At 61.6% G+C, this 24,105-nt stretch carries 21 protein-coding genes and 1 pseudogene; 13 read left to right on the top strand and 9 right to left on the bottom strand.

Annotated elements, in window-relative coordinates:
* The first annotated feature begins 11 nt into the window (after positions 1 to 11).
* On the top strand, positions 12 to 1,340 hold the full coding sequence (locus BEN47_RS02315; protein ID WP_070724654.1) for an RNA/DNA-binding domain-containing protein: 1,329 nt from the start codon (positions 12 to 14) through the stop codon (positions 1,338 to 1,340).
* A 23-nt stretch (positions 1,341 to 1,363) separates the two neighbouring features.
* Positions 1,364 to 2,767 carry a Fic family protein gene (locus tag BEN47_RS02310; protein ID WP_070724652.1) on the top strand — a complete coding sequence of 468 codons (1,404 nt, stop codon included), beginning with the start codon at positions 1,364 to 1,366 and terminating at the stop codon, positions 2,765 to 2,767.
* A gap of 126 nt (positions 2,768 to 2,893) precedes the next feature.
* Here BEN47_RS02310 and BEN47_RS02305 read toward each other — a convergent pair whose 3' ends face one another.
* The 5 genes from BEN47_RS02305 to BEN47_RS02285 form a co-directional block, all read right to left on the bottom strand.
* Positions 2,894 to 3,448: a hypothetical protein gene (locus BEN47_RS02305; RefSeq protein ID WP_070724650.1), complete on the bottom strand. Its 555-nt coding sequence runs from the start codon at positions 3,446 to 3,448 to the stop codon at positions 2,894 to 2,896.
* A gap of 150 nt (positions 3,449 to 3,598) precedes the next feature.
* A complete protein-coding gene (locus BEN47_RS02300; RefSeq protein ID WP_070724648.1) occupies positions 3,599 to 4,078 on the bottom strand; it encodes an ankyrin repeat domain-containing protein in 480 nt (159 codons plus the stop codon).
* A gap of 142 nt (positions 4,079 to 4,220) precedes the next feature.
* Positions 4,221 to 4,967, bottom strand: a complete 747-nt coding sequence (locus BEN47_RS02295; RefSeq protein WP_070724646.1) for a J domain-containing protein — start codon at positions 4,965 to 4,967, stop codon at positions 4,221 to 4,223.
* A 227-nt stretch (positions 4,968 to 5,194) separates the two neighbouring features.
* Positions 5,195 to 6,229 carry an aspartate--ammonia ligase gene (gene asnA, locus BEN47_RS02290; protein WP_070724644.1) on the bottom strand — a complete coding sequence of 345 codons (1,035 nt, stop codon included), beginning with the start codon at positions 6,227 to 6,229 and terminating at the stop codon, positions 5,195 to 5,197.
* A gap of 443 nt (positions 6,230 to 6,672) precedes the next feature.
* Positions 6,673 to 7,839, bottom strand: a complete 1,167-nt coding sequence (locus BEN47_RS02285) for an NAD(P)/FAD-dependent oxidoreductase (protein WP_158010803.1) — start codon at positions 7,837 to 7,839, stop codon at positions 6,673 to 6,675.
* Between the two features lie 254 nt (positions 7,840 to 8,093).
* Between BEN47_RS02285 and BEN47_RS02280 the strand changes: the two genes are divergently transcribed.
* From BEN47_RS02280 to BEN47_RS02265, 4 genes are all read left to right on the top strand, one after another.
* Positions 8,094 to 8,852, top strand: a complete 759-nt coding sequence (locus tag BEN47_RS02280; protein ID WP_070724639.1) for a GAF domain-containing protein — start codon at positions 8,094 to 8,096, stop codon at positions 8,850 to 8,852.
* Positions 8,853 to 8,856: 4 nt separating this feature from the next.
* Positions 8,857 to 10,023, top strand: coding sequence for a 1-deoxy-D-xylulose-5-phosphate reductoisomerase (locus tag BEN47_RS02275; RefSeq protein ID WP_070724637.1), 1,167 nt, complete (start codon positions 8,857 to 8,859; stop codon positions 10,021 to 10,023).
* 157 nt (positions 10,024 to 10,180) lie between these two features.
* A complete protein-coding gene (gene rseP / locus BEN47_RS02270) occupies positions 10,181 to 11,524 on the top strand; it encodes an RIP metalloprotease RseP (RefSeq protein WP_070724635.1) in 1,344 nt (447 codons plus the stop codon).
* Between the two features lie 33 nt (positions 11,525 to 11,557).
* Entirely contained in the window at positions 11,558 to 12,073 is a 516-nt protein-coding gene (locus BEN47_RS02265; protein WP_070724632.1) for a DUF6702 family protein, read from the top strand.
* A gap of 124 nt (positions 12,074 to 12,197) precedes the next feature.
* Here the strand turns inward: BEN47_RS02265 and BEN47_RS02260 are convergent, their stop codons facing one another.
* Positions 12,198 to 12,866: a DUF2461 domain-containing protein gene (locus BEN47_RS02260; RefSeq protein ID WP_070724629.1), complete on the bottom strand. Its 669-nt coding sequence runs from the start codon at positions 12,864 to 12,866 to the stop codon at positions 12,198 to 12,200.
* A 454-nt stretch (positions 12,867 to 13,320) separates the two neighbouring features.
* On the opposite strand from BEN47_RS02260, the gene BEN47_RS20760 reads away from it, so the two are divergent.
* The 5 genes and pseudogenes from BEN47_RS20760 (at position 13,321) to BEN47_RS02245 (ending at position 16,659) form a co-directional block, all read left to right on the top strand.
* Entirely contained in the window at positions 13,321 to 13,575 is a 255-nt protein-coding gene (locus tag BEN47_RS20760) for a hypothetical protein (protein ID WP_125921457.1), read from the top strand.
* 49 nt (positions 13,576 to 13,624) lie between these two features.
* A pseudogene (locus BEN47_RS22790) lies at positions 13,625 to 13,885 on the top strand (L,D-transpeptidase family protein); the annotation flags it as partial.
* The gene (locus BEN47_RS20755; protein WP_125921456.1) at positions 13,886 to 14,095 is read left to right on the top strand and encodes a hypothetical protein; all 210 of its coding nucleotides are present in this window, start codon (positions 13,886 to 13,888) and stop codon (positions 14,093 to 14,095) included.
* 89 nt (positions 14,096 to 14,184) lie between these two features.
* Entirely contained in the window at positions 14,185 to 15,540 is a 1,356-nt protein-coding gene (locus tag BEN47_RS02250) for a glycosyltransferase family 87 protein (protein WP_125921455.1), read from the top strand.
* Positions 15,541 to 15,567: 27 nt separating this feature from the next.
* Positions 15,568 to 16,659 carry a hypothetical protein gene (locus tag BEN47_RS02245; protein ID WP_070724622.1) on the top strand — a complete coding sequence of 364 codons (1,092 nt, stop codon included), beginning with the start codon at positions 15,568 to 15,570 and terminating at the stop codon, positions 16,657 to 16,659.
* 127 nt (positions 16,660 to 16,786) lie between these two features.
* On the opposite strand, the gene BEN47_RS02240 is transcribed toward BEN47_RS02245, so the two are convergent.
* Positions 16,787 to 18,199 (bottom strand): DUF5723 family protein, encoded by a 1,413-nt coding sequence (locus tag BEN47_RS02240; protein WP_070724620.1) that lies wholly within the window; start codon positions 18,197 to 18,199, stop codon positions 16,787 to 16,789.
* 125 nt (positions 18,200 to 18,324) lie between these two features.
* On the opposite strand from BEN47_RS02240, the gene meaB reads away from it, so the two are divergent.
* Both meaB and BEN47_RS02230 read left to right on the top strand, forming a co-directional pair.
* Positions 18,325 to 19,329 (top strand): methylmalonyl Co-A mutase-associated GTPase MeaB, encoded by a 1,005-nt coding sequence (meaB, locus tag BEN47_RS02235; protein WP_070724752.1) that lies wholly within the window; start codon positions 18,325 to 18,327, stop codon positions 19,327 to 19,329.
* 85 nt (positions 19,330 to 19,414) lie between these two features.
* Positions 19,415 to 21,037, top strand: a complete 1,623-nt coding sequence (locus tag BEN47_RS02230; protein ID WP_083322033.1) for a S8 family serine peptidase — start codon at positions 19,415 to 19,417, stop codon at positions 21,035 to 21,037.
* Positions 21,038 to 21,068: 31 nt separating this feature from the next.
* Here BEN47_RS02230 and BEN47_RS02225 read toward each other — a convergent pair whose 3' ends face one another.
* Both BEN47_RS02225 and BEN47_RS02220 read right to left on the bottom strand, forming a co-directional pair.
* Entirely contained in the window at positions 21,069 to 23,651 is a 2,583-nt protein-coding gene (locus BEN47_RS02225; RefSeq protein ID WP_204378264.1) for a DUF5916 domain-containing protein, read from the bottom strand.
* A gap of 194 nt (positions 23,652 to 23,845) precedes the next feature.
* A partial coding sequence (locus BEN47_RS02220; RefSeq protein ID WP_204378263.1) for a hypothetical protein occupies positions 23,846 to 24,105 on the bottom strand: 260 nt, incomplete at its 5' end.

The following is a 24,105-nucleotide window of genomic DNA, read 5'->3' as shown; positions in this document are numbered from 1 at the left end:
ATTAGAATAGCATGGCACTTCCTGTCAATCTGGACCAACTCCTTACTGGGCACGTTGTCGAGTCAGAACGGTTGGAGTTTAAGCAAAGCTGGAATCCAGAAAAGGTCATTCACTCCATTTGTGCTTTTGCGAATGACCTTAATAACTGGGGTGGCGGCTACCTCATCATTGGCATAGCTGAAGATGAAGGGCGTCCTGTATTGCCGCCCGCCGGCTTGCAGCCAGAGCAAGCCGATACAATACAGAAAAAGCTTCTGGAGTTATGTAATCAATTAGTCCCAAATTATTTTCCAGTTGTTGAGCCCGAAGAATATCAAGGCAAGCTTGTATTAGTTATTTGGGCACCCGGTGGTGATAACAGACCCTACCGGGCACCGGTGAGCTTAGGCAAAGACCATCAGGGCCAAAAGGACTATTATGTCCGTCACTTTTCTAGCACGGTGAGAGCCAAGGATATTGACCGGCAACAGTTGCTAGACCTCACAGCTAAGGTGCCGTTTGATGACCGCATCAACCGAAATGCTGAGTTAAGCGACCTAAATCTTCGCTTGATTACGGAACACTTGCGTGAAATCAATAGCAAACTAGCCGATGAAGCGGCTACGATGCCATTCGATGAGTTGTGCCGTCAAATGCGCATTGCCAGTGGTCCACCAGAATATTTCAAGCCGCTAAACATTGGATTGCTCATGTTCAATGAGCATCCTGAAAGATTCTTTCCCGGCGCGACTATCGAAGTTATTATTTACGCTGGCGAAACCGGAAGAAGCTTCACCGAGAAACATTTTACAGGACCTTTGCCGCGACAGCTACGGGAAGCATTGGCATTCTTGCGAAGCCAGGTATTGAAGCAGGAAGTACGGAAACTCCCTGACCAAGCAGAAGCCCAACGCTTCGTTAATTATCCTTTTTCCGCACTGGAAGAAGCATTAGCCAATGCCGTTTACCACCGGAGCTATGAGTTGCCCAACGCCATTGAGGTCAGCGTGCGACTGACAAGGATTGAGATTCTCAGTTTTCCCGGCGCCCTGCCGCCCGTCACGTCAGAGCAGCTACGTAGTGGCGCGCGCATTGTAGCGCGCGATTACCGAAACCGCCGGGTAGGCGACTTTCTCAAAGAATTGCATCTAACGGAAGCCAGAGCTACTGGCCTGCCAGAAATTCGCACGGCCATGCATGCAAATGGCTCACCACCGCCCTCTTTTGAAATGGATGCCGACCGGTTATCCTTTCTTACAACGCTCCCAATACACCCCGCCTACAACCCCAGCAGCGCAGCAGAGGCAACACGAGAGGCCAAGTTGAAACGACTGCTTCAAGACCCACCTGCCGAACAATAATTCACCCCATTATCGACCTGATTATGCCCCTATTCACCGAAATCAACCGCTTCAAAGCCGACCTCGACGTCCTGCGTCCCCTGGCCCCCGAACAGGAGCAGCGGGTGCTGCAAAAGTTTCGGCTCGAATGGAATTACAACTCCAATGCCATTGAGGGCAACTCCCTCACGCTTGGCGAAACCCGCTCGCTGCTGCTGCACGGCCTTACGGCAGCCGGCAAGCCCATGCGCGACCACCTCGACATCAAAGGCCACAACGAGGCCGTGCTCTGGCTCGAAGATTTTGTACGCGACGAGCGGCCCCTGACCGAGCAGTTCATCCGGGGTATGCACGAGGTGCTGCTGGGCGAAGCCTACTACACCCCCGCCCAAACTGCTACCGGCGTGCCTACCCGCAAAATGATTGTGCCCGGCCAGTACAAGCAACAGCCCAACAACGTGCTTACCGCCACCGGCGAAATGTTCTATTTCGCTAGCCCCGAAGACACCCCCGCCCAAATGCGGGACCTCGTGGACTGGTATCGGACCGAAGAAACCGCCCCCACGATGCACCCCGTGGCCCTGGCCGCCGAGTTTCACTACCGCTTCGTCCGCATCCACCCCTTTGATGACGGCAACGGCCGCATGTCGCGCCTGCTGATGAACCTGATTCTGCTGCGCCACGGCTACCCGATGACCGTCATCAAAGCCGCCGACCGCAATCCCTACCTTGCCGCTCTCTCCGCCGCCGATGCCGGCGACCCCGAACCCTTCCTCCGCTTTATCATCGAAAACGTGGAAGCGGGTTTGCGCCTTATGATTCGCGCGGCCCAAGGCGAATCCATTGATGAGCCGGATGATTTAGACAAGAAGCTCGCGTTACTGAAGAAACAAGTGTTAAGCCGAGAGGATACGATAACAACCATATGGGGTCTAGAAGCACAGTCACAGATTTATGATGAGATACTTAGCTTCTGGCTAAAAGATTTATCGGACCAATTACAACGTTTTGACGATTTATTCATTAGAAATGAAATTGCTTTCTTATACAGGTTTTCAGAGGATGACAATTCAACGTTTCACAGCTCTAATAAAACCCTGGAAAAAGCTCAAGAATTCGCTGATAATGCATTTAGTGAACAGAAAGAGCTTATCGCGTGGGCTGCATTTAGATTCCTATGGTATGGCTTCAGAATGCTATCAAACACATTTGATAAAGGCATGATGCTGAATTTCAGCTTTAAATCTCACCAGTTTATTGTTACATTCAATATATATGACTTAATGGGAGATAATAATGAAGACGATGAACCAGTTCATATCTTCACTTCTGTCTACAAGGCAGAATACAACCACGACCGCATCAAAGAAATCAACTATCAACTCGCCAATAAAGTCTACGATTTCATCGCCGCCAAAGTAGTAGAGGCCGACACTCCCCCCGCCTAACCCCAGGCCCGCCCCACCCGGCGGGCCTTTTGCGTGCCCGCAGTTTCACCCCACCCCTGCCGTAGCGGCTTGCACCAACAGAAACTGAGTAAGCTACTTCCTGATTTTCAGGCCGTCATCAGGCGTCTAGGCAGTGGCGGGGCCGGCTGAAACGGAAGCTACCCAAGCAATCGGCAGCACCCTAAACTCTATCATCCACACCCACTCATTCCGGGCCCAGGCCATTGGGTAGATGGACTCAAACAGGCCCTGAAACGCTGCAATGGGGCTGCTGTACCACCGGAATGCTCCCGACGAGCCGGCAATCGGCTCCACGCCGCCCCATTCCGGCGGACCCGGTAGTGGCCGGGCCTGGATGCCTTCCGCCAGCGCATCGGCTGTTGTGAGACTGCGTACTTGCTCAGCCAGCACGCTGCGTAATTCCAGCCGAATCAAGAGGTTTTCCTGCACGCTCAACTGCGTACCGGCCGCGCCGAAGGGCAGCGGCACCGAGGGCAGCAGCGCGGGTGGCAGGGCGTGGCAGTCCTCAAACAGCGCGCCCTGCGCGGATAGTTCCACAAACCGGTACCGGTCCGGTTCCTGCTGCAGGGGCGAGTTGGGGGGCAGGCGGCGGCGGGTTACGGTTTTGTGGCCGGCCTGCACCGCTGCCAGCATGGCTGGGTTGAATGAAATGCTGCGCATGCGGCCAAGGTAGCAAGCCCATGCGGTTGGGCGGCGCGTACTGCTACCTGGGCAGCCTTTGCGTTTGTGGTCACGCCTTAGTACACCACCTCTGGGCGACACAGAGCTACCCAAGTGTCTCCATGCCGCCCTTTCAGAAGTACTATGTGGCTACTCCAGCTGGCTTAATGCTTCGTCGTTGCCTTGCTGCACGGCCAGGCCGCACGCGGTGTAGCCGCGCGCATCGGCGATGTTCTTGTCGGCTCCGGCTTCCAGCAACAGTTGCACCATGTTGTTGCGGCCAAACTGAATGGCAAACATGAGGGCCGTGCCACCGGTGCTATTTTGCAGGTCGAGGTTGGCCCCGTGCTGCAAAAGGAGCCGGGCAATTTCGACATATCCCTTAAAGCTCACGCCCATCAGGGCCGAGTTACCGCTTGCGTCCTGGATATTGGGGTCGGCGCCGGCTTCCAGCAGAAATCGGGCGGCTTCCTGGTGGTCACCGTAGGCCACCAGCGTGAGAACTGAGAAGCCTTTGTCGGTGGTCACGTTCACGTCGAGGCCGGTAGCCAGCAACTCTTTAAGGGCGGGTACGTCGCCGCGCCGGGCAGCATCAAACAGGTCTTCGGGACGAGAGGAAGTAAAATCCATGGGTAATAATTGGTAATTCAGAACGGGTAACGACGCGGCACCGCAGCAGGGAATGGACAACGCGCCATCTCCCCATGCGCGCCGGGCCACGCCATTTCCCTGTCTTATACCAAATACGCCGCTTCAGGTTTTTGGGTCGTCCTCAAAACCACAGCATAACCAGCAGCGCCAGCACGGCCAGCAGCCCGCCCACGGAAGCAGTGTTCACCACCAGCTCAGGCGAGCGGCCGGGCCACACGCCCACGGCGGCCACCAGCGCCACCACCAGTGGCAAAAGCGCAAACACCCCGTAAATGGTGGCCCCATACGGCTCAAACGGCGCCGGGCCATCGGGCGAAGCCGGGGAGCTGACGCGACGCACCACCCCCAGCAAAGGCGTTTTCCACACGGTAATGCGCTGGTCTTCGCGCACGCGGTGCCCGATGCTGCTGGGCAGCCGGAACGCGGTGTGCTCGGTGTGCACACGGTAGGCCAGCTGGGGGTTGCTCAGGGACGAGGACACCGACACCGGAAACCGGGTGCGCACGGTTTCGTTGGCGTATTCGTGTTGCGGCAGCGCCCAATCCAGGCCCAGCAGGAGGCAGCAGGCCAGCAAGGCTGCATTGAGGCGGCGGGCCACCCGGGCGTAGCCGAGCAGCTTCGAGCCGGCGTGCTGCCGCGGCGGGTGGGCAGCGAGCGGCTCCTGGGCCAGCAGCAGGTCGTAGGCCAGGCGGCGACGGGGATTACCCAGAATGTCGAACCCGGCTTCTACATCGGCCAGGCGGGCTTTCATCACCCTATCCACCACGGCCAGCCGCTTGAAGCGGACCCGCTGCCGCGCATAGGCCTCCTCAATCTGCACCGCCGTAGCCGTGGTGCCCACTCCCAAAACCCAGTAGTAATTCTGCATAGCCCAAGCGCCGGTGAGACCCGAAAATACAGAGCGGGCGCGACTTAAAAAACGCCATGGCCGCCGGGCCAGCGCTGGCTGTTTTAGCCACGCGGCGCGCCCCAGGTAGCGCGCGGCTCTCGGGGCAAGTTGGGGCGCTCCCCGAAGCATAAAAAAGGGAATGAACCGCCACGCAGCCACTCATTCCCTTTCCTATTCATGCAGCAAAACCGCTGGCTTGCCTGCTGCTAGAGCAGCCTTACGCCTGCTTCGGCCATTTCCTCGCGCACGGCATCAGACCACAAACTCACTTGCACTTCGCCGATGTGGGCTTTGCGCAGCAAAAACATGCACACCCGCGACTGCCCAATGCCGCCGCCGATGCTCTGGGGTAGCTGGTCGCTCAGCAACAGGTGGTGAAACCGCAGGGCTGCGCGCTCGGGGCAGCCGCGCATTTCCAACTGCCGGGCCAAGGCCACCCTATCCACCCGAATGCCCATAGACGACACCTCAAATGAGGTTTCCAGCACTGGGTTCCAGAGCAGAATGTCGCCGTTCAGGCCGCGGTGGCCGTCTTCGTTCACGGTGCTCCAGTCGTCGTAGTCGGGGGCGCGGCCGTCGTGGATTTCGCCGTGGCTCAGCTCGCCGCCAACGCCCATCAGGAACACCGCGCCGTATTCGCGGGCGGCTTCGTGCTCGCGTTGCTTGGGCGTGAGGTCGGGGTAGCGCAGCAGCAGGTCTTCGGCGTGCACAAAGGCGATGCTTGGGGGCAGTACCGGCGCAATGCCAAACTCCTCGCTCACCCGCTGCTCGGTCGTCAGCAGGGCCGCGTAGATGGTTTCAACGGTGGCTTTCAGGAAAGCCACCGTGCGCTGCTCAGGCAACATGTGCTTTTCCCAGTCCCACTGGTCCACGTAGATGGAGTGGATGGGGCTGTAATCCTCGTCGGGGCGCAGGGCGCGCATGTCGGTCAGCAGGCCGCGGCCGGCGGGGATACCCAGCTCGCGCAGGCGCAGGCGCTTCCACTTGGCCAGCGAGTGCACCACCACGGCCCGCTGCTCGTCCAGGGCCTTAATGGGGAAGCCCACGGGCCGCTCCACCCCGTTCAAATCGTCGTTGATGCCGGTGCCTTCGAGCACCACCAGCGGGGCCGATACTTTCACGAGGTGCAGCTGCCGGGCTAGCTCCCGGGCAAAGGTTTCCTTCACGAACGTCAGGGCTACTTCGGTTTCGAGCAGGTCGGCCGCGGCGGGCCAGGCGGTGGGGATTGCAGTGGTTTTCATACGTAAAGAAATTGGGGTTGAAAGTTGAAAATGATGATGACGTGGTGCTGGCAGCGGCTGGGTTTGGGCAATAAGGAGCCACCTCCTGGTGGGGAGTTTTTTTTAATTTCCAGACTAGTGCCTCAGGGGCTGGGAAGGGCCAAAAAAAAAGCCTTCCGAATTACGAAAGGCTTTTCAAATTGAAAAATTGTTCTTGGATTTCTTCTTCGGAACAATAGCCTCCCTGTCTCGGAATAAATTATTATTATTCGAGTTATTGAAAAGGATATTGTTGTTGAACAAGGACATACGGGGCGCTTCTTGTGATAAGCGAAAGCAAATTAGGAATAATTAATTCTATTCGCAAGCATTAATTATTGTTGGCGATAAATAATTAGTGTTTCTGCTTTAAAATAGCTCTTCTGGTCTGTTGCAGGAATAAAAACGCAACATTCAAACCCACCCTACCCAATGGCCTTCTGCACCCACCGCTTGAGGCCGGGCACACGCGCCAGGCGCACGGCTGCGTTCACCAGCCACGGCTTGGTGCTCAGGAAGCGCATGAGGCGGTAGCTTTTGGCCAGCTTGCGGCCAATCTTCTCGGCCACTTGCTCGTCATAAGCCGCCATTTGGGCGGCGCCGAAATCCTGCTTCGCGAAGCAAGCCGTGGCCTGTACCGCCGCCAGCATCCCGCTCTGAATGGCCGTATCAATGCCGTGGCCCTGCAAGGGGTCAATCAGCGAGGCGGCGTCGCCACACAGCAAAAACCGCTCGCCGCTGATGGACCGCACCCGGCCCCCGCCCAGCGGCAGCCCAAACCCCACAATGGGCCCCAGCTGCCGCGCCTCGGCAAAGCGGCCGGCCAGCGCCGGGTGCGTGGCCAGCAGCCGCACCATGGTTTCCTTGAGGTCTACTTTGTGCGCGGCCACCACTTCGGCCAGCATACCCAGGCCCACGTTGTAGCGGCCCTGCCCCACCGGAAACAGCCAGCAGTAGCCCGCCAGGTAGTCGCGGGTGAGAAAAAACTCGGTGGTGCCGCTTTCGGCCCCCGCAATGTTTTCATAATAGGCCCGCACGCCCACGCAGTGGTGCGCCCGCGCCAGCCGGGGCTCGGGCAGCAGCTTGCGGCCCACCACGGAGTTGGCACCGTCGCAGCCGATAACGAGCCCACAGGTGATTGCGGGGCCGTGAGTGGGTTGCAGCTGCACGTGGTCGGGGGCCATGTGCAGGCCTTTCAGGCTGGTGTTTTCTAGGATAGTGGTGGCTGGGGCGTGCGTTCGCACCAACTCCAGCAAGGCATTATCGAAGAATTCGCGCGGAGAGTTGAAGCTGGGCAGCTTCCATTCCAGCTCCAGGCTGTCGCCGTTGGGCGCCACAAGACGGGACCGGCGCACGGCGTCGCGCGGCTCCAGTTGCCACAGGGCAGCGGCAAAGGCGGGGTCAAGCTGGCGCAGGGCTTTGAGGGCGTGGCCGGGGATGGCGTCGCCGCACACCTTGTCGCGGGGAAACCGGGCTTTGTCGAGCAGGGCCACGCGCAGGCCGCTCCGGCGCAGGCCCAACGCGCAGGCCGCGCCCGCCGGGCCCGCCCCGATAATGGCAACGTCGTAATCAAAGGGAGAAGAAGCAGACACGGCGACAAAGGTAGCGGCCGGCGCGGCCAGCCCTAACGCAACAGCATCCACCTGGGGTCGCCCGGTTATTTCTGAAAACAAACAGATGAAACCGCGTAGTAGTATCTGAATGCGTGCCGTAGGCAGAACCAAGCGGCCCGTAGCTAAACCCTGGTGCACTTTGATGGGTAAACGCAGACTCTGCCCTTGCGTACACCGTAGCATTTCGCCACCGGCACGCGCCTTCCCTGCCGGACACCCCTTATTTTTCCCTTGTGAGCACAGTTCCCTCTTCCCTCATTCCGGCCGACGACGAAGCCCGCCTGCGCGCACTCGAGCGCTACCAGCTACTGGATGCGCGCAGCGAAAAGGTGCTGGACGACGTGGTAGCGGCCGCCGCCCGGCTGTTTCACGTGTCCAACGCCATGCTGTCCGTTGTGGAAGGCGATACGGTCCTGTTGAAAGCCCCCTACAACCTGCCCGTGGACATTGAGCGCATTCCCCGCGGGCAAAGCCTGTGCTCGGCCACCATTCTGCAGGACGAGACGGCCGTGTTTGAAGACCTGAACCAAGCCAGCGCCCCCAGCGTCGACATTTCGTTGCTCCAGCAGTTAGGGCTGGGCTTTTACGCCGGCCACAACCTGCGCACCCCCGACGGCCACAACATCGGCTCGCTGTGCCTCTACGACGGGCCGCCCCGGCAGTTTTCGCCCGCCGAACGCGGCTTGCTGGGCATCCTGGCCGGCCTCACGATGCGTCTGCTGGAACTGCGCCGCGTGCTGGGCGCACACGCCGGCACCACCGCCGTGCTCTGGGACTTTGTGTACCGCGCCATCGGCGAGCAGCTGGCCCGCCTCCTGGAGCTGGCCGAACGGGTGGGCCCCAAGGGCACCTCCGTGCAACTCACGCCGCGGCGGCCCAGGAAGCCACCGCCATTGTGGGCATCATCGACCAGTTTGTGGCGGCTACTTTGCGGCGCACCTGAGCCGCGGCATCCAGAGGCGCGTACTTTTGCGGCGTTTCCGTGTTTGTAGCAGTATGATTGAGAATAAAAAGGTGAAAACGCTGGCCCTGCTTGGCGCCACGGGCTCTATTGGCACCCAGGCGCTGGAAGTGGTGCGGCAGCAGCCGGGCCGGTTCCGGGTGGCGGTGCTCAGCGCCCAGCGGCAGTGGGAGCTGCTGGCACAACAGGCCCTGGAGTTCCGGCCGGCCGTGGTGGTTATCGGCGACGAGGGCTTTTACCAGCCGCTGAAAGCTGCGTTGGCCCACCAGCCCGAAACCCAAGTACTGGCTGGCACCGCCGCACTGGCCGAAGTGGTCACCCGTCCCGAAATCGACATTGTGCTCACGGCCTTGGTGGGCTACGCCGGGCTGCTGCCCACGGTGGCGGCCATTCGAGCCGGCAAGGACATTGCCCTGGCCAACAAAGAAACCTTGGTGGTAGCTGGCGAGCTCATCACGGGCCTGGTACGCAAGCACGGCGTGCGCCTGCTGCCCGTCGATTCCGAGCATTCGGCCATTTTCCAGTGCTTGGTGGGCGAAGAATCCAACCCCATTGAGAAAATCATCCTCACGGCTTCGGGCGGGCCGTTTCGGGGCCACACGGCCCAGCAAATGGAGTCCGTGACCAAGGCGCAGGCCCTGAAACACCCCAACTGGGACATGGGCGCCAAAATCACCATCGACTCGGCTTCGCTCATGAACAAGGGCCTGGAGGTGATTGAGGCCAAGTGGCTGTTCGGCCTCACCAACGAGCAGATTGACGTGGTGGTACATCCCCAAAGCATCGTGCACTCGCTGGTGCAGTTCGAAGACGGCTCCCTGAAGGCCCAGCTGGGTCTGCCCGACATGAAGCTGCCCATTCAGTACGCGCTGGGCTACCCGCAGCGGCTGGCCAACACGTTCCCGCGCTTTTCTTTCCTCGACTACCCTACCCTCACTTTTGAGGCACCCGACCGCGCGGCGTTCCCCAACCTGGAACTGGCCTTTGGGGCCATGCGCCGGGGCGGCAACGCGCCCTGCGTGCTCAACGCGGCCAACGAAGTAGCCGTGGCCGCTTTTTTGCGGGAGCAAGTGGGCTTTCGGCAAATGTCGGACCTGGTGGCAGAGTGCCTGACACGGGTTTCGTACCTTGCGGAGCCGTTGCTGGACGACTTGGTCGCCACCGATGCTGAAACGCGTCGCGTTGCTGAAACACTCTTGTGAGATTCAATGTCTATTTGCTCGGCGCCGTCATGCAGAGCGCAGCGAAGCATCTTGCCCGCTTCGTTGCAACGGCGTTGATTACCGGCGGCGGGCAAGATGCTTCGCTGCGCTCTGCATGACGTTCTGTTAAAAAATCCTCCCTTACCAGTTATTCTCCTTGGAAATTCTCACCATGATTGGCCAGCTCCTGCTGGCCCTGTCGCTACTTGTTGGCTTGCACGAATTCGGTCACTTTGCCTTCGCCAAGCTTTTTAAAATTCGGGTCGATAAGTTTTACATCTTCTTCGACTTTCTGTTTCCCATGCCGAGCGTGGCCAATTTCGCGCTGGTAAAGAAAAAAATCGGCGAGACGGAATACGGCATCGGCTGGTTTCCGCTGGGCGGCTACGTGCAGATACACGGCATGATAGACGAAACCCAGGACGCGGCTTCGCTCGCGGCCGAGCCGCAGCCCGATGAGTTCCGCGGCAAGCCGGCTTGGCAGCGCCTGCTGGTCATGCTGGGCGGCATCATCATGAACGTCATCACGGGCATCGTGATTTTTGCGGCGATGACCTTCCACTACGGCGACGTGTTTTTGCCGGCCTCGGAGGCGCGCTACGGCGTTCTGCCCAACGGCCTGGGCCGCGAAATCGGCTTCCGCACCGGCGACAAGATTGTGAAAATCAACGGCCGGCCGTTCACCGAGTTCGACGACGTGTACAAGCCCGACGTAATTATGGGCTCCAACTCGTTCTACACCGTGGAGCGCGGCGGGCAGCTGGTGGACATCAACATCCCCGCCAATTTCCTGGACAAATTTGCCAAGCAAAGCGCGGACAGCCTGTTGGTGCGCCCCCGCGAAACCTTCGCCGTGGAGCGAGTGGTAGCCGGTGGGGCCGCCGCCAAAGGCGGCCTGAAGGCCGGCGACAAGATTACCACCGTGGGCGGGCAACCCGTGCAGTTTTTCGACGAACTACAGTCCGCCCTGCTCGCCAACAAGGGCAAAACCGCTCCCGTGGTGGTGGAGCGCAACGGCCAGACCCTATCCCTGCCCATTGCCGTGAGCGAGTCGGGCCGCATCGGGTTCGAGCGCAAGTCGACCCTGAAGCTGGGCACCCGCAGCTATTCGCTGGCCGAGTCCATTCCGCAGGGCGTGAGCAAGGCCTTTGGCGTGATTGGCCTGCAGGCCCGGGCTTTTGCCAAAATGGGCCGGGGCGAAATCTCGGCCTCCGAGAGCCTGGGCGGCCCCGTGGAAATTGCCCAGCAATTCGGCGGGACCTGGGACTGGCAGCACTTCTGGGGCTTGGCGGCCGGCCTGAGCATGGTGCTGGCCTTTATGAACCTGCTGCCCATTCCGGCCCTCGACGGCGGCCACGTGGTGTTTTTGCTCTACGAAATGATTGCGCGCCGCAAGCCTTCGGATCGCATCATGGAAGGTGCGCAGCGAGTTGGCACGTTTCTTATTCTGAGCCTGATGGCCTACGTGCTTATCATCAAGCAGGTGATGAAAGCGTTTTAGGGCCCACTTGACCCTTTAACGCAGGTACTCCTCATGAAAACCCGGTTCGCAACGCGCTGCCTGACGGCCCTGGTGGCCCTCATTCTGTTGGCCACTTCGGCGGCGTGGGCACTGCACGCCTACCATTCCAGCCTGATGGAGCTCCGCTACAACGCCAGCAAAAAGCAGCTGGAAGTAGCAATAAAGGTGTTCACGGATGACTTTGAGAAAGCCATTTCGCAGGGCCAGCCCGCGCCGGTGAGCCTGAGCGAGCCCGGCCCGCGGCCCCTGGCCCTGACCACCGCCTACCTGCAGCGCACCCTCCGGTTCAGCACTGCGGCCGGCGCGCCCCTGCCCTTGCAAGTGCTGGGCCTGCAAAACGAAAAGGACGGCTACTGGCTCTACTGCAAAGTGCCGCTGCCGGGCCCCGTGCCCGGCGTGCAGCTGCGGCAAGCCATGCTGCTCGAGCTCTTTGGCGACCAGATGAACATCGTGAACGTGGAGGCCGGTGACCGGAAGCAGAGCGCCTTATTCCGCGTTGGCCACGAACAGGAGCTGGTTACCTGGTAATCATAAGTTGCCGCAATCCGGCGCTTTGCGTCCGCGTAGCGACTTTGACAAAAAACGCCCGAAGCAGGAGATGCTTCGGGCGTTTTTCTTTTTGCGAGGGCGGCGGGCACTTTGCTCCTGCCGTTTAGGGCGTCACGGCCCGGCGCAAGAACTGGCAAAACGGGACCATGGCGCGGAATACTTCCAGTACGTGGGCCCGGAAATCTGCATGGCTTAGCACGTCTGAATCCGTCATGTGGTGGGTGGCGGTGAAGCTTTTGTGCCTGAGCAGCTCAATTTCCGGGTGCTCAATGGGATAATTAGCAGGCGACTTCTTGAGCTTCTCGCCGCCCATTCCATCAAAATAGCGCTGAAAATCGGGGGCGGCCAGCAGGGCTTTCAGCTCGTCGGCGTTGTAGTCAATTTCCTGCCGGATGGCTGCCAGCTGGCTTTTGTCGGGTTGGTGGAGGCCGCCGGCGATGAGGGTGTTGCCGTTGGGGCCCAGTTGCAGGTAGTAGCCGGGGGCATCCACTTCTTTGCCCGCGCTGGCCGTGAAATATACCGAAAAGTGCGTCTTGTAAGGGTCTTTGTTTTTGCTGAAGCGCACGTCGCGGTAAATGCGGAAGATGCTGGTGCGGCCGTCGGGCCCGGCCAGCACGGGGTCGAGCTGGGCGAGCTCGCGGGCCCAGAATTCCGCGTCTTCCACAAACTGCGCGCGCAGCTGGTCATAGGTGGCTTTGCGCTCCTGGAACCACGGCCGCTCGTTGTGTTTAGCGAGGCTCGTGAGGAAAGTAAAGAGAGATTTGAGCTGCATAGAAAACAGGGAAGAAGGAGAAGTAAACCCAGTGCGCACGCGGTGGCGCGGCAACGGCCGCCAGTAGCAGGGCGTTGGTAAATACGCCGCCTCGCGAGGCACCGCTTGCCCTGCTACGGGAAGCGCAGGAAAAGCCGTTGGTGTACCAATAGAACCAGAGAAAAGTACGTTTGTCGGCTGCGGTGCAAAGGTAATCTGCCTGGCGAGCGTGGTCTTTGCCGGGACAACAGGAACTGGTGACCCGGCCATGGAAATTTGAGAAGCTCCGCGAAATATAAAGACTTGAATGTCGTTGTAAGCGCCTATTCAAAAGGCCTTGTCATGCTGAGCCTGCGAAGCATCCTATCAGGGTAGAACCGGTCGTTTTGCGGAGATACTATGCTTCCTGCGTCAGCATGACAGAGCCTCTTGGGATAGGCTTCAAGTCTATCTCTCATCATTCCGGTTATTCCTTATGTGGCGTCGTTTGTCGGGCTGCGTGTTGTTGCTGCTGCCGCTTTATCAACTTCTGGCCCAGGGCTGCACTTCCCAGGAGGACCGCGCCAGCGCCGGCGACTTGCCAACCCAAACGGCCTTCTGGCAGCAGCAGCTGAAGTTTTCCCGGGTGCGGGTGGCGCTGGCAGGCACCGGCACCTACTGCGAAGCGCCTGCATGCACAGGACCTCGACCCGCAGCGCCTGGAAATACTGCTTCGTCTCATCAAAACTAACCAGGAGTTGGAAGTGTGAGCCCGCAACCGGGGCGCCGGCTCATTTGAGCTGCTGGACCGCTACCCGCTGGCGGCCACCTCCGGCCGGCTGGGTCCCAAGCGCCGCGCCGGCGACCGCCAGGTACCGGAAGGCTTCTACGAAATTGACCGCTTCAACCCCCAAAGCGACTACCTCCTTTCGCTGGGCCTCAACTACCCCAACGCCGCCGACCGCGCCCAAGGCGAGCCCAACCCGGGTGGCGACATTTTCATCCACGGCGGCGAAGTCACGGTTGGTTGCCTGCCCATCACGGATGCCGGCATCGAGGAAGTGTACCTGCTGGCCGTAACGGCCCGCGCGGCGGGTCAGGCCATGATTCCGGTGCACATTTTCCCGTTTCCCCTCACAGAAGCCGAGCTGACCAAGCGCCCGGCCAGCCCCCACCAGGCGTTTTGGCGCGGGCTGATGCCGGGGTATTCGTATTTCGAAAAACACCACCAGCCGGCCGAGCTGGCACTGCTGGCCGTGGCCGGGAAGTAGAGCGAAGCAGCACTTGCCGCCGCTAAACCACCGGGGGGCCCGGGCCCGGACGCGAAGCCCCGCTTCGCGCTACTGGCTAACTTGCCGCCGTGCCGCGTCCCGTTCTGCTTTTACTGGTCCTGATTGCCTTGTTCAACGTAAGCCGCGTGCTGCGCGAACCCGGGCTCACGGGCGACCGGCCCATGGACTTCCGCACTTGCTATGTGGGCCAGGCCGTGCTGCGCCAGGGGCAAAACCCCTACGACGACGCCACGCTGAAGCGCGGCTGGCAGCGCATTGTGGCCGCCGAGCAGCTTGTGAGCCGCACCGAGCCGGGCCTGCCCAACCTCCCATTTCTTTACCCGCCGTGGGCGGTGGCGCTGTTTGGGCTCACGGTGGGCCAGCTAGCCTATGCGCTGGCCTGGCCGCTGTGGGGCGCCCTGGCCATGGTGTGCCTGCTGGCCGCCGCACGTTGGTGGCCGGCCCTGTCGGAATCCAATGAGGAGCTTATCATACCCTGGTGGCATTTTCTGGTCTTCGCCTTCGCCCTGAAAGGCACCGTGCCGGCGTTGCTCACGGGGCAGCCCACGTTCCTGGCCCTGGCCTTGGGCGTGGGCGCACTTGCCGTGGCCCAACTAAATGGGAGCCACGCCCGCCCCTCCCCCAGCACGCTTCCTGTTGGGTTGCAAGCCGCAAGCCAGTCCAGGCCGGCTGCCGCCGATAGAAGCTGGCGGCCCGTAGTGGCAGGCGCACTGCTTGGGTTGGCCGCCTTCAAGGTGACGCTGTTGTTGCCTTTTGCGGCGTGGTTTATCTGGAAAAAGCAATGGCGGAGCCTAGTCGTGGCCACGGTGGTGGTGGCCCTGCTGAGTGCGGTGGCGTGGCAGTGGGCGGCGGCTCCTGCAGAGCTGCTGCCCACCTACCGGCACCTTCTGGCGCAGGTGCGCGCCCAGTCCTTCGACCCCGCCGACCCCGACTACCCGCTCACCCAGGGCATGACCCTGCGGCTGGAGCTGGGCAACGTGCTGGAGTGGCTGCGGCCCGGCAGCAGCGCGTGGCACGTGGTGCTGCACAGCCTGCTGTGGCTGGGGGCCGGCCTGCGCATGGCGTGGCTGCACCGGCAGGGCAAGCAGGTGGTTGGGTGGTGGCTGTTTCTCGTTATCAGCACGCTCACGCTGCTCACCACCTACCATCTTTATTACGATGCCGTGCTGCTGCTGCCGCTGCTGGCCTTTGCGGCGCGGCTGCCCGGCTGGCCGCGCCTGCTGCTCCTTGTGCTGCTGCTGCCCCTGCTGCTGCCCCTCAATGGCCTCGCGCAGGCGCTGGGCAACCCGGTGGCGCTGCAGTGGGTCTACTTTCTGATGCCCCTCTCGCTGCTGGGGGTGCTGGGGCTGTTGCTGGCCTGGCCGGTGAGCCGGGCGGGCCGCCAAAACGACCTGCGCACGAGCCGGCACGATTTTTTCGTTTAGCCCCATCATCACTTGCTTTTTGCTCTTATGAAACGTCTTTTTCTTCTAATCCTGCCCTTGTTTGCGGCGGTGGCCGCCCAGGCCCAGCGGCCTACCGACATCTGGTATTTTGGCCAGCAGGCCGGCCTCACCTTCGCCGAAGGCAACACGCCCAAGCCCCTGAACGATGGCAAAATGAGCACCTACGAGGGCTGCGCCGTGGCCACCAGCGCCAAAGGCGAGCTGCTGTTTTACACCAACGGCCAAACCGTGTGGAACCGCGAGCACCGCGTGATGCCCAACGGCGTGAAGCTGATGGGCAGCGGCAGCAGCACCCAATCGGCCCTCATCGTGCCCGACCCCGGCTCGGGCAACATCTTTTACATTTTTACGGTGGCGCCCGAGGGCACGCCCAATGGCCTGCGCTACTCCATCGTGGACATGACCCGCGATAACGGCCTCGGCGACCTGCCCCGCGTGAACCTGCTGCTCATTCAGCCGGTGGCCGAAAAGCTGGCCGCGGTGCGCCACGCCAATGGCCGCGACACTTGGATAGTGGCCCACCGCTGGAACTCCAACGCCTTCGTTTCCTACCTCGTCACGGCCGATGGTGTGTCGGCCAAGCCGCTGCTGAGCAATGTGGGCAGCATGAACGCCGGCCCCGGCCGCAACGCCATTGGCGCCCTGAAATTTTCGCCCGATGGCCGCAAGCTCGCGGCGGCCCTTTGGCGTGAAACCAACAAATTTGAAGTGTATGATTTTGACCGCACCACCGGCAAGGTGAGCAACCCCAGCAGCTTTGGGCCTTTTGCCGAGGCTTACGGCGTGGAGTTTTCGCCCGACGGCAGCAAGCTCTACGGCACCTGCAACGGCGTGGGCGGCGGCCAAACCGAAATCTGGCAGTTTGACTTAAAAACCAAAGACAAACTGCTGGTGGGCAAGTCGGCCAACCGCAAGATTGGTGCCCTGCAGCGCGGTCCCGACGGCCGTATCTACGTGGCCCGCGAAGACAACCCCAACCTCGGCGTCATCCAGAAACCCAACCTGCTGGGCAAAGAATGCCTATACATTGACGAAGGACTGAAGCTGGGCGGGCGCCGCAGCAAGCTGGGCCTGCCGGCCTTCGTGGTCATACCGTAGCCGGCAGCCGGGGTTTGCCGTTCTTTTGAAAAGCCCCGGAAACAAACCGTCATGCCTCGGCTGCGCTCGGCATGACGTTCTACTGACGTGAAGTCCTATCGTCAGGATGCCCTATCTGGATACACGCTTAGTTCTGCCCGCCAATCTTGAACCGCAGAAAACCCAGCCCCAGTGAATAGTAGGGAGCCTTTTCGCTGAAATAGCCCGTCACGTCCCGCGAGCTGATTCCGGCTTCCCAGATGGGCGTGACCAGGGTGATGCCCAGGGGCACCCCGGTTCCGTAGCCCGCGCCGCCGCTCACGCCGGTGCTCAGCCGCAGCCAGCCCGTTGGCTTAAAGTCGAGGCCCAGGCCCACAAAGGGGGCAGTAAGGTTGCCCGAGACCTTATTTAGCGGCGCAGTGAAGTCCACGCCGGCTTCGAACAGGCTGCTAAGGCGGAAGCCCACTCCCAGCCGGAGCTTGGCTGGCAGCGAAGCACTGCGCTTCTGCTGGGCCTGGTACTCGAAGATGTTTTGCTCATCGGTATCGAACTGCTTGAGCACTTCCTTGAGCACGTCGTAGGTATCGATGCCGGTGGCGGAGGTGGGCTGCAGCTGCTGGTTGGTGGCCGTTACCACGTTGCTCGTCCACGTCATCGTACCCACGTCGGTGAGGGAGGCGCTGAGCTGCAAAAACTTGCCGATTTCGGCCGACAGGCCCAGGTCGGCCCCGTGCCCGCTGCCCACGGGGCTCAGCACGGACCCGTTTTTGTAGTTAAAATCGGGGCTGTTGACCAGGGCGCCGTAATCGGCTGAAAAGACGGGCGCCAGGGACGAGTACGCCGTCAGCTCCCTTCCCTCGGCCCGAATATCGGCAATACCAATGCCGTGAATGTAGCGGTAGCCCACGCCTGCCGAGAGCTTAAAGCCGGGCTTATCCAGCACGCGCAAGCCGTAGGCAATATTGTATTCGCTGGTCCAGGCCATTTGAATGGCCGTGCCGTCCAGGAATTCGGACAGCGGCGGCGGCGGCAGCGCGGCGGCCCCGGTGGTGGGGTAATAGGGCTGCAGGCTGGCCGCCGACTTGCCATTAACGACCACATCGGCCGCGTTGCGGTTCAGGGCCAGGTGCGCGCTGATGCGCTGGCGGTTGCTGACGGCAATGCTGCCCAGGCCGTTGGGCAGGCTGACGGCCAAGCCCAGCGTGGTGGCGTCCACGTTGAGGTTGAACGCGTCGTCGTCGGCCAGGCCATTCTGCAGCGCGGCTTTGTCGGCGGGGGTAATGCTTTCGGTGCGCTCGAAGATGATGCGCTCGAAAAAAGACTTGCTGAGCGAGCGGGACGCCACCCCCACGCCCACCTCGCCAATGGTGAACGAGACCTTGGCCTGCCCGTTGCGGCCCAGATTGGCCGGGTTCACCCCAATGGCCTGGTAGCCTTCGGCGAAGCTGTTCACGACCCCGCCCCGGCCCGTGGCCGAGAAATTGCTCAACTCGTTTTGGGCGCGCACGGCCGCGGGCAAAGCCAGCAGAGCGGCCAAATGCAGGAGACGAAGGGTTTTCATAAGGCGCGGCAAGGGAGTGGAAAGCGGTGGCTGCGCCTTCCTATCGGTTAGCTTGCCGGTTGAATTCGAAAATTAAGCCGGCCACCGGCAACTTTGCGCACCCGCCCCGCTCGTGCTTCACCCCTATGCCCCCCAAACGCCTTTCCGCCGCTGAGTACACCGCCGGCATCCTGGCCGGCACCCGCACGGTGCTGGGCCGCGCCATCACCCTGGTCGAAAGCACCCTGCCCGCCGACCAGGCCCTGGCCCAGGAAGTGCTGCAAACCGTGCTGCCGCACGCCGGCCGCAGCCTGCGCGTGGGCATCACAGGCGTGCCCGGCGTGGGCAAAAGCACGTTTATTGAAGCGCTGGGCCGATATGTAGTCGAAACCCTGGGCAAGAAGCTGGCCGTGCTGGCCGTGGACCCCAGCAGCCAGCGCGGGGGCGGCAGCATTCTGGGCGACAAAACCCGCATGCCGTGGCTGTCGGCGCACGCCGCCGCCTATATTCGGCCCTCCCCCGCGGCCGGCAGCCTGGGCGGCGTGGCCCGCGCCACCCGCGAAGCCCTTCTCCTGTGCGAAGCGGCGGGCCACGACGTGATATTTGTGGAAACCGTGGGCGTGGGCCAGTCCGAAACCACCGTGCACGGCATGGTCGACTTTTTCCTGCTGTTGATGCTGGCCGGTGCCGGCGACGAGCTGCAGGGCCTCAAGCGCGGCATTATGGAAATGGCCGATGCGCTGTGCATCACCAAGGCCGACCAAGGCAACGAGCAGGCCGCCCGCCGCGCTCGCCTCGATTATCAGAGCGCGCTGCACCTGTTTCCGCCCGCGCCGTCGGGCCAGGTGCAGCCGGTGCTGCTCACATCGGCCGTGAACGGCACCGGCGTGGCCGAGGTGTGGCAAGTTATTGAGGACTATGCCGCGGCCACGCAGCAAAACGGCTATTTCCCGCTGCGGCGCCAGCAGCAACAGCTGAAGTGGCTGCACGAGAGCATTGTGCAGGAGCTGGAAACCCAGTTTTATGCCGACGGCGCCGTGCGCAACCGTCTGCCCGCCGTGCAGCAAGCCGTAGCCGCCGGCCAGCTCACCCCGTTTGCGGCGGCCACGGAGCTACTGCGCTTGCCGGGCGGGCTACAAGGCCCATCGTAATATACACGAATACTTCCGCACTCACAAGGTTTCCGGGGCGTGGACCTCTACCTTTAGCGGCGTATTTTTTCAATTATTCTTTCCAATGCCCGCCTTCACGCTTTCGCGCTTTCCCCAGTTGGCCCTGCTCGGCCTACTATCCTTCACCAGCCTTAGTGCCAGTGCCCAAGCCGATGCCGTGCGCCGCTGGCAGCACCTGGACCTGAAAGCCGACGGCGTGCCCGGCATCAGCGCCGACCGCGCGTACCGGGAGTTGCTGGCCAACCGCAAGCCGATGACTGTGCTGGTGGCCGTGCTCGACTCGGGCATTGACTCCACGCACCAAGACCTGAAGGCCGTGCTGTGGCGCAAGCCCGGCGAGATAGCCGGCAACGGCCTGGACGACGACCAGAACGGCTACGTGGACGACGTGCGCGGCTGGAACTTCCTGGGTGGCAAAGACGGGCAGAACATTGCCGTGGAAACCCTGGAGCAGACCCGCATCTACGGCCAGTACAAGCCGCTGTTTGAGGGCAAAAAGCGCAAGTCGCTATCGGCAGCCGACCAGGCTAGGTTTGATGTGTACGAACAGGCCAAGGCTTCCTATTTGAAAGACCTGGCCAACGAAAACAAACAGCTTTCGATGCTGACGAAGGCCTACGCCAGCAACACGGCCTCCTTTGGGCAGATGATGCAGGCGCTGAACACAACCCGCCTCGATACGGCCCTGCTGCGGCAGGCGGCCCGCTCCCGGCCCGATGTGCCCAGCGCCGGGTCGTTGTATGCCTTCCTGAGCCGCAACCGCTTTGCCAGCACCGACGAGGCGCTGAAGGGCCTCGCCGAGGCCGTTACGCACTCCCGCGACCGGGTGGAAAAAAGCCTGAACCCGTCCTACAATCCGCGCCCGCTGGTGGGCGACGACGTGGCCAACCTCACCGAAACTGGCTACGGCAATCCCGACTCGCAGGGACCCAATGCCAGCCACGGCACGCACTGCGCGGGCATTATTGCGGGTGTGCGCGGCAACCAGCTCGGTGCCGACGGCGTGGCCGGCGCGGTGCGCATCATGAGCGTGCGCTCGACGCCCAGCGGCGATGAGCGCGACAAGGACGTGGCCAACGCCATTCGCTACGCCGTGGACAACGGGGCCCAGATTATCAGCATGAGCTTTGGCAAGGACTTCTCGCCCGATAAGGCCGTAGTGGACGCGGCCATGCAGTACGCCGACCAAAAAGGCGTGCTGCTGGTGCACGCCGCCGGCAACAGCAGCAACGACAACGACACCGGTCTGAATTACCCTTCGGCCCACTACCTAAACGGCCAGGACATTCCCAACCAGATTACGGTGGGCGCCAGCAGCCGCCTCAACACCCCGGAGCTGGCGGCCAAATTTTCAAACTACGGCAAGCAAACTGTGGACGTGTTTGCGCCCGGCGTCGACATTTATTCCTCCACGCCCGCCAATACTTACTCCACGTTCAGCGGCACCAGCATGGCCGCGCCCGTGGTGGCCGGCGTGGCGGCAGTACTAAAATCCTACTTTCCGCAGCTTACGGCGCTGCAAATCAAGCAAATAATTCTACAGTCAGCGGTGCCGTACCACACCAAGGTGAACAAGCCCGGCACCCAGAAGCTGGTGGACTTTGCCACCCTTTCCAAAAGCGGCGGCATCGTGAACCTCTACGAAGCTGTGAAGCTGGCCGACCAGCAGACGGCCGCCGTGAGGTAGCGCGAAGCACCGCTGCGCGCACGCTACGGCGCTACCCGCGCCGGGGCCGCAGCGCGAGGTAGTCGAGGTAGTACAGCACCTTCACCGACACATTGTTGTTGTGGGCGGTGTTGATGGTGTTGCTCAGGTTGTCGAAGTACAGCGGGGTGGCGGCGTTGGCTTCGAAGGACCTGGCCGCAGCGTTTTTCCACACCACGCTCACCTGGGAGCCGGGCGCAAACCACCACGAGTACACAGCGTCCAAGTTGAAGGCATTGAATGTGTTGTCGCGGTTGCGCTGGTATTCCACGGGGCTTTCCACACCGTCGGGGCGCAGGCGCGAGAAGTCGCGGTAGTGCACGTTGCTCACGTAGTGCCGCACGCGGATGTTGAACGACATGCGGTTGGTGAAGGTGTAGATGCCGGTGGCCGTGTTGGTAACGGTGGCCACGTTGCGGCGCCCGAGCAGCACGTCGCCGCCCCGGCCGCCGAAGTCGGCGAGCAGGGCCGCATCGGCGGGCTGGCGGCCGTCGAGGCCGCCGGCGTAACCCACCTGGTTGCGAATCAGCTCGTAGCTGGCCGCGTACACGAAACTGAGGTGGTCGCTGGCCCGGTAGCGCGGGCTCAAACTCAGATACAGCGTGTTGCGGTTGGTGCGGTCCCCGTCGGCCGCGAAAAAGCGGGCGGCGTACCGCACGTCGTACGCGAATTTCTTGCGGTAGTCCGACGACAGGAAACCGTTGATGCGGGCATTGGCGGGCTTGCGCACGTAGTAGCGGCCCAGTGGCGCGCGGCGCGGGTCGAAATAGTCGCGGGCGAGCGGCAAGGCCTGCAAATCGATGCCGGTGGTCAGGAAACTTTTGGTGAACGTGGTGTTGCCGCCCAGGTACAGGCCCGCTTCCTGGTAGCGCGTGGGCGTTTGCAGCAGTGAGTAGCTGATGCTGCCGTAGGTGCGCAGTCTGTTCACCTTCCAGAAGGGCTTGTAAATGTTATAGCTAGCGCTGAGGGACTGCGAAATGCTGTTGTTGCTGAAGAGCAGGCCTAGGTCGTTGGGGTTGTAGGTGCTCGACTCGATGCCGTGGTCGACGCTCCAAGTGAATTGGCCGCTGATTTTGCCAAAGTTCAGGTAGTACTTGTAGCCGTTCTGGTCCGCGATGTCGCGCTCCGAGTTGAAGTCCTTGCCGCGCCGGTGGGAGTACACTACCTGCCCGTCGAGGGCGTATTTGTTGGCTTTGTTGGCGAAGCGAAACAGACCGCCGGTCACGTTGGCGTCGTAGGTTTGGCCGGCGCGCGTCACGTTGGTGTTGATGAGGCTGACGTAAGAGTTGTTCTTCAGGCTTTGGTCGAGCACCGCAATGCTGTAGTTGCTGAAGGGCTGGGTGAGCACCTCGCGCCGGGCGCCAGTGGTGCTGTCCTGCAGCACGGCATACACGTTATTGCTCAGGGCATTAAAAATACCCACACCCAGGCCTTTGCTGGTGCGGCCCGATATTTTGGTGGCGTTCAGCAGGGGCGTCACGCCGGGGTTTTCGGCCACGAATTCGCCTTGGCGCCGGCTACCATCGGCCTCTCTGGCTCCCGGCCGCAGCTGGCCATTGACCTGGCCAAACCCAACGGGCGTGGCGCCCACGCGGCGCGAGTAAAACAGGCCGCCTTTGTTAAACAGCTCGGTGCCTTCGGTAAAAAACTGCCGGTTCTCGCTGAACTGCACCTCAAACGGCGAAAGATTAAGCACCTGATTGTCGCTGAGCACCTGCCCGAAATCCGGCACCAGCGTGGCATCCAGCGTGAAGCTCTCGTTGATGCCCCACTTCACGTCGGCCCCGCCGTTGAAGCTGGTGCTGGCGTTGCGCTTGCCCTGCTCGTTGTAAGGGTAGTGGTTGACGTAGCTGGAGATGTAGGGCGTGAGCGAGAGGCGCAGCGGCGGCTTGAGGTCCTTGAGGCCCGTGAGCTCGCCCCACTGGTTCACAAAGCCCGAGACCTGGGGCTTCACCTCGTTCCAAAAAAACTTCTGGCGCGTGCTGCGGCGCTGCCGCCCAAAGTTCAGGCCCCACACCTGCTCGGGCGCTTTGCTGAACCGAATGGCCGAAAACGGGATGCGCAGCTCGGCCACCCAGTCGTTGCCGCGCAGGGTGGTGCGCGAGTCCCACACGGCGTTCCAGTCGCCGTCTTCGCCGTTGGCCGGCGACTGGCGCGCGTCGACCTGCACGCCGCCCGGCGTCACAATGAACTGGTAGCCGTTGAGGTGGTCGTTGTAGGTATCGAAATACACCCCAAACCAGTCGGAATTACCGATGTTGTCGCGGGCGGTGAGCTCGCGCAGAATGGAGTCCTGCGAAACGTCATGCATGATAGCGCCCACGTAAATAGCGTCGTCGTCGTACAGCACGCGCACTTCGGTGGGAAACTTTTCCGGGCGGCCCGGCGTGGGCTCCAGCTCGTAGAACCGCGTAGCCACGGGCGCTGACTGCCACACCGCTTCGTCAAGCACGCCATCGAGCTTCACCCCGGAGCTGATGCGCACGGCCTGCAGCTGCCGCTTGGGCGCGGGTTGGGCCGCGCCGGCATCTTCTTTACCAGCCGGCTGGCTTTGGCCAAACACCCCACCAGCACACAGGCTAAACCAACAAACCAATAAAAAACGCCACATTATAATCAATACTAAACCCTATAAATAACAGATTACGGGGATGTCCATAGATGGGCGCAAAGGTCCGAAGGTTGCGTGCAGTGACCTAACTTCCTGAGCAGAAAAATGGCCCAGCCGCCAAAGGCCGGCCCCCTTGCGAAGAGCCGGCCTTGCTGTAACCAGAGGCGGGGAGGGTCCCGCTATTCCTGCACTGAAATATTCAGGTTGTGGCGCTGGCCGTCGTCGTGGCCCACCAGCTTGCGGTATTTAGTGGCGAGCTCCTCCGACTGGCGCTGGCCGTTCACCGTCATGCCCGAGGCGTTGAGCTGCAGTTGAAACCCTTTGTCGCCCGGGCCAATCAGGCCGTCTTTGCGCAGCTCGCTGCGCAGGGCTTCCGTGTCCATGGCGGGGGGCCTGGGGTGGGCGGGGGCGGCGCGGGCGCCTGCACGTCCATGGGCGG

The organism is Hymenobacter lapidarius, assembly GCF_001816145.1.
Lineage (GTDB): Bacteria > Bacteroidota > Bacteroidia > Cytophagales > Hymenobacteraceae > Hymenobacter > Hymenobacter lapidarius.
The sequence above is the reverse complement of the archived record's forward strand: the minus strand, read 5'-3'. Positions and strand labels throughout refer to the sequence as shown.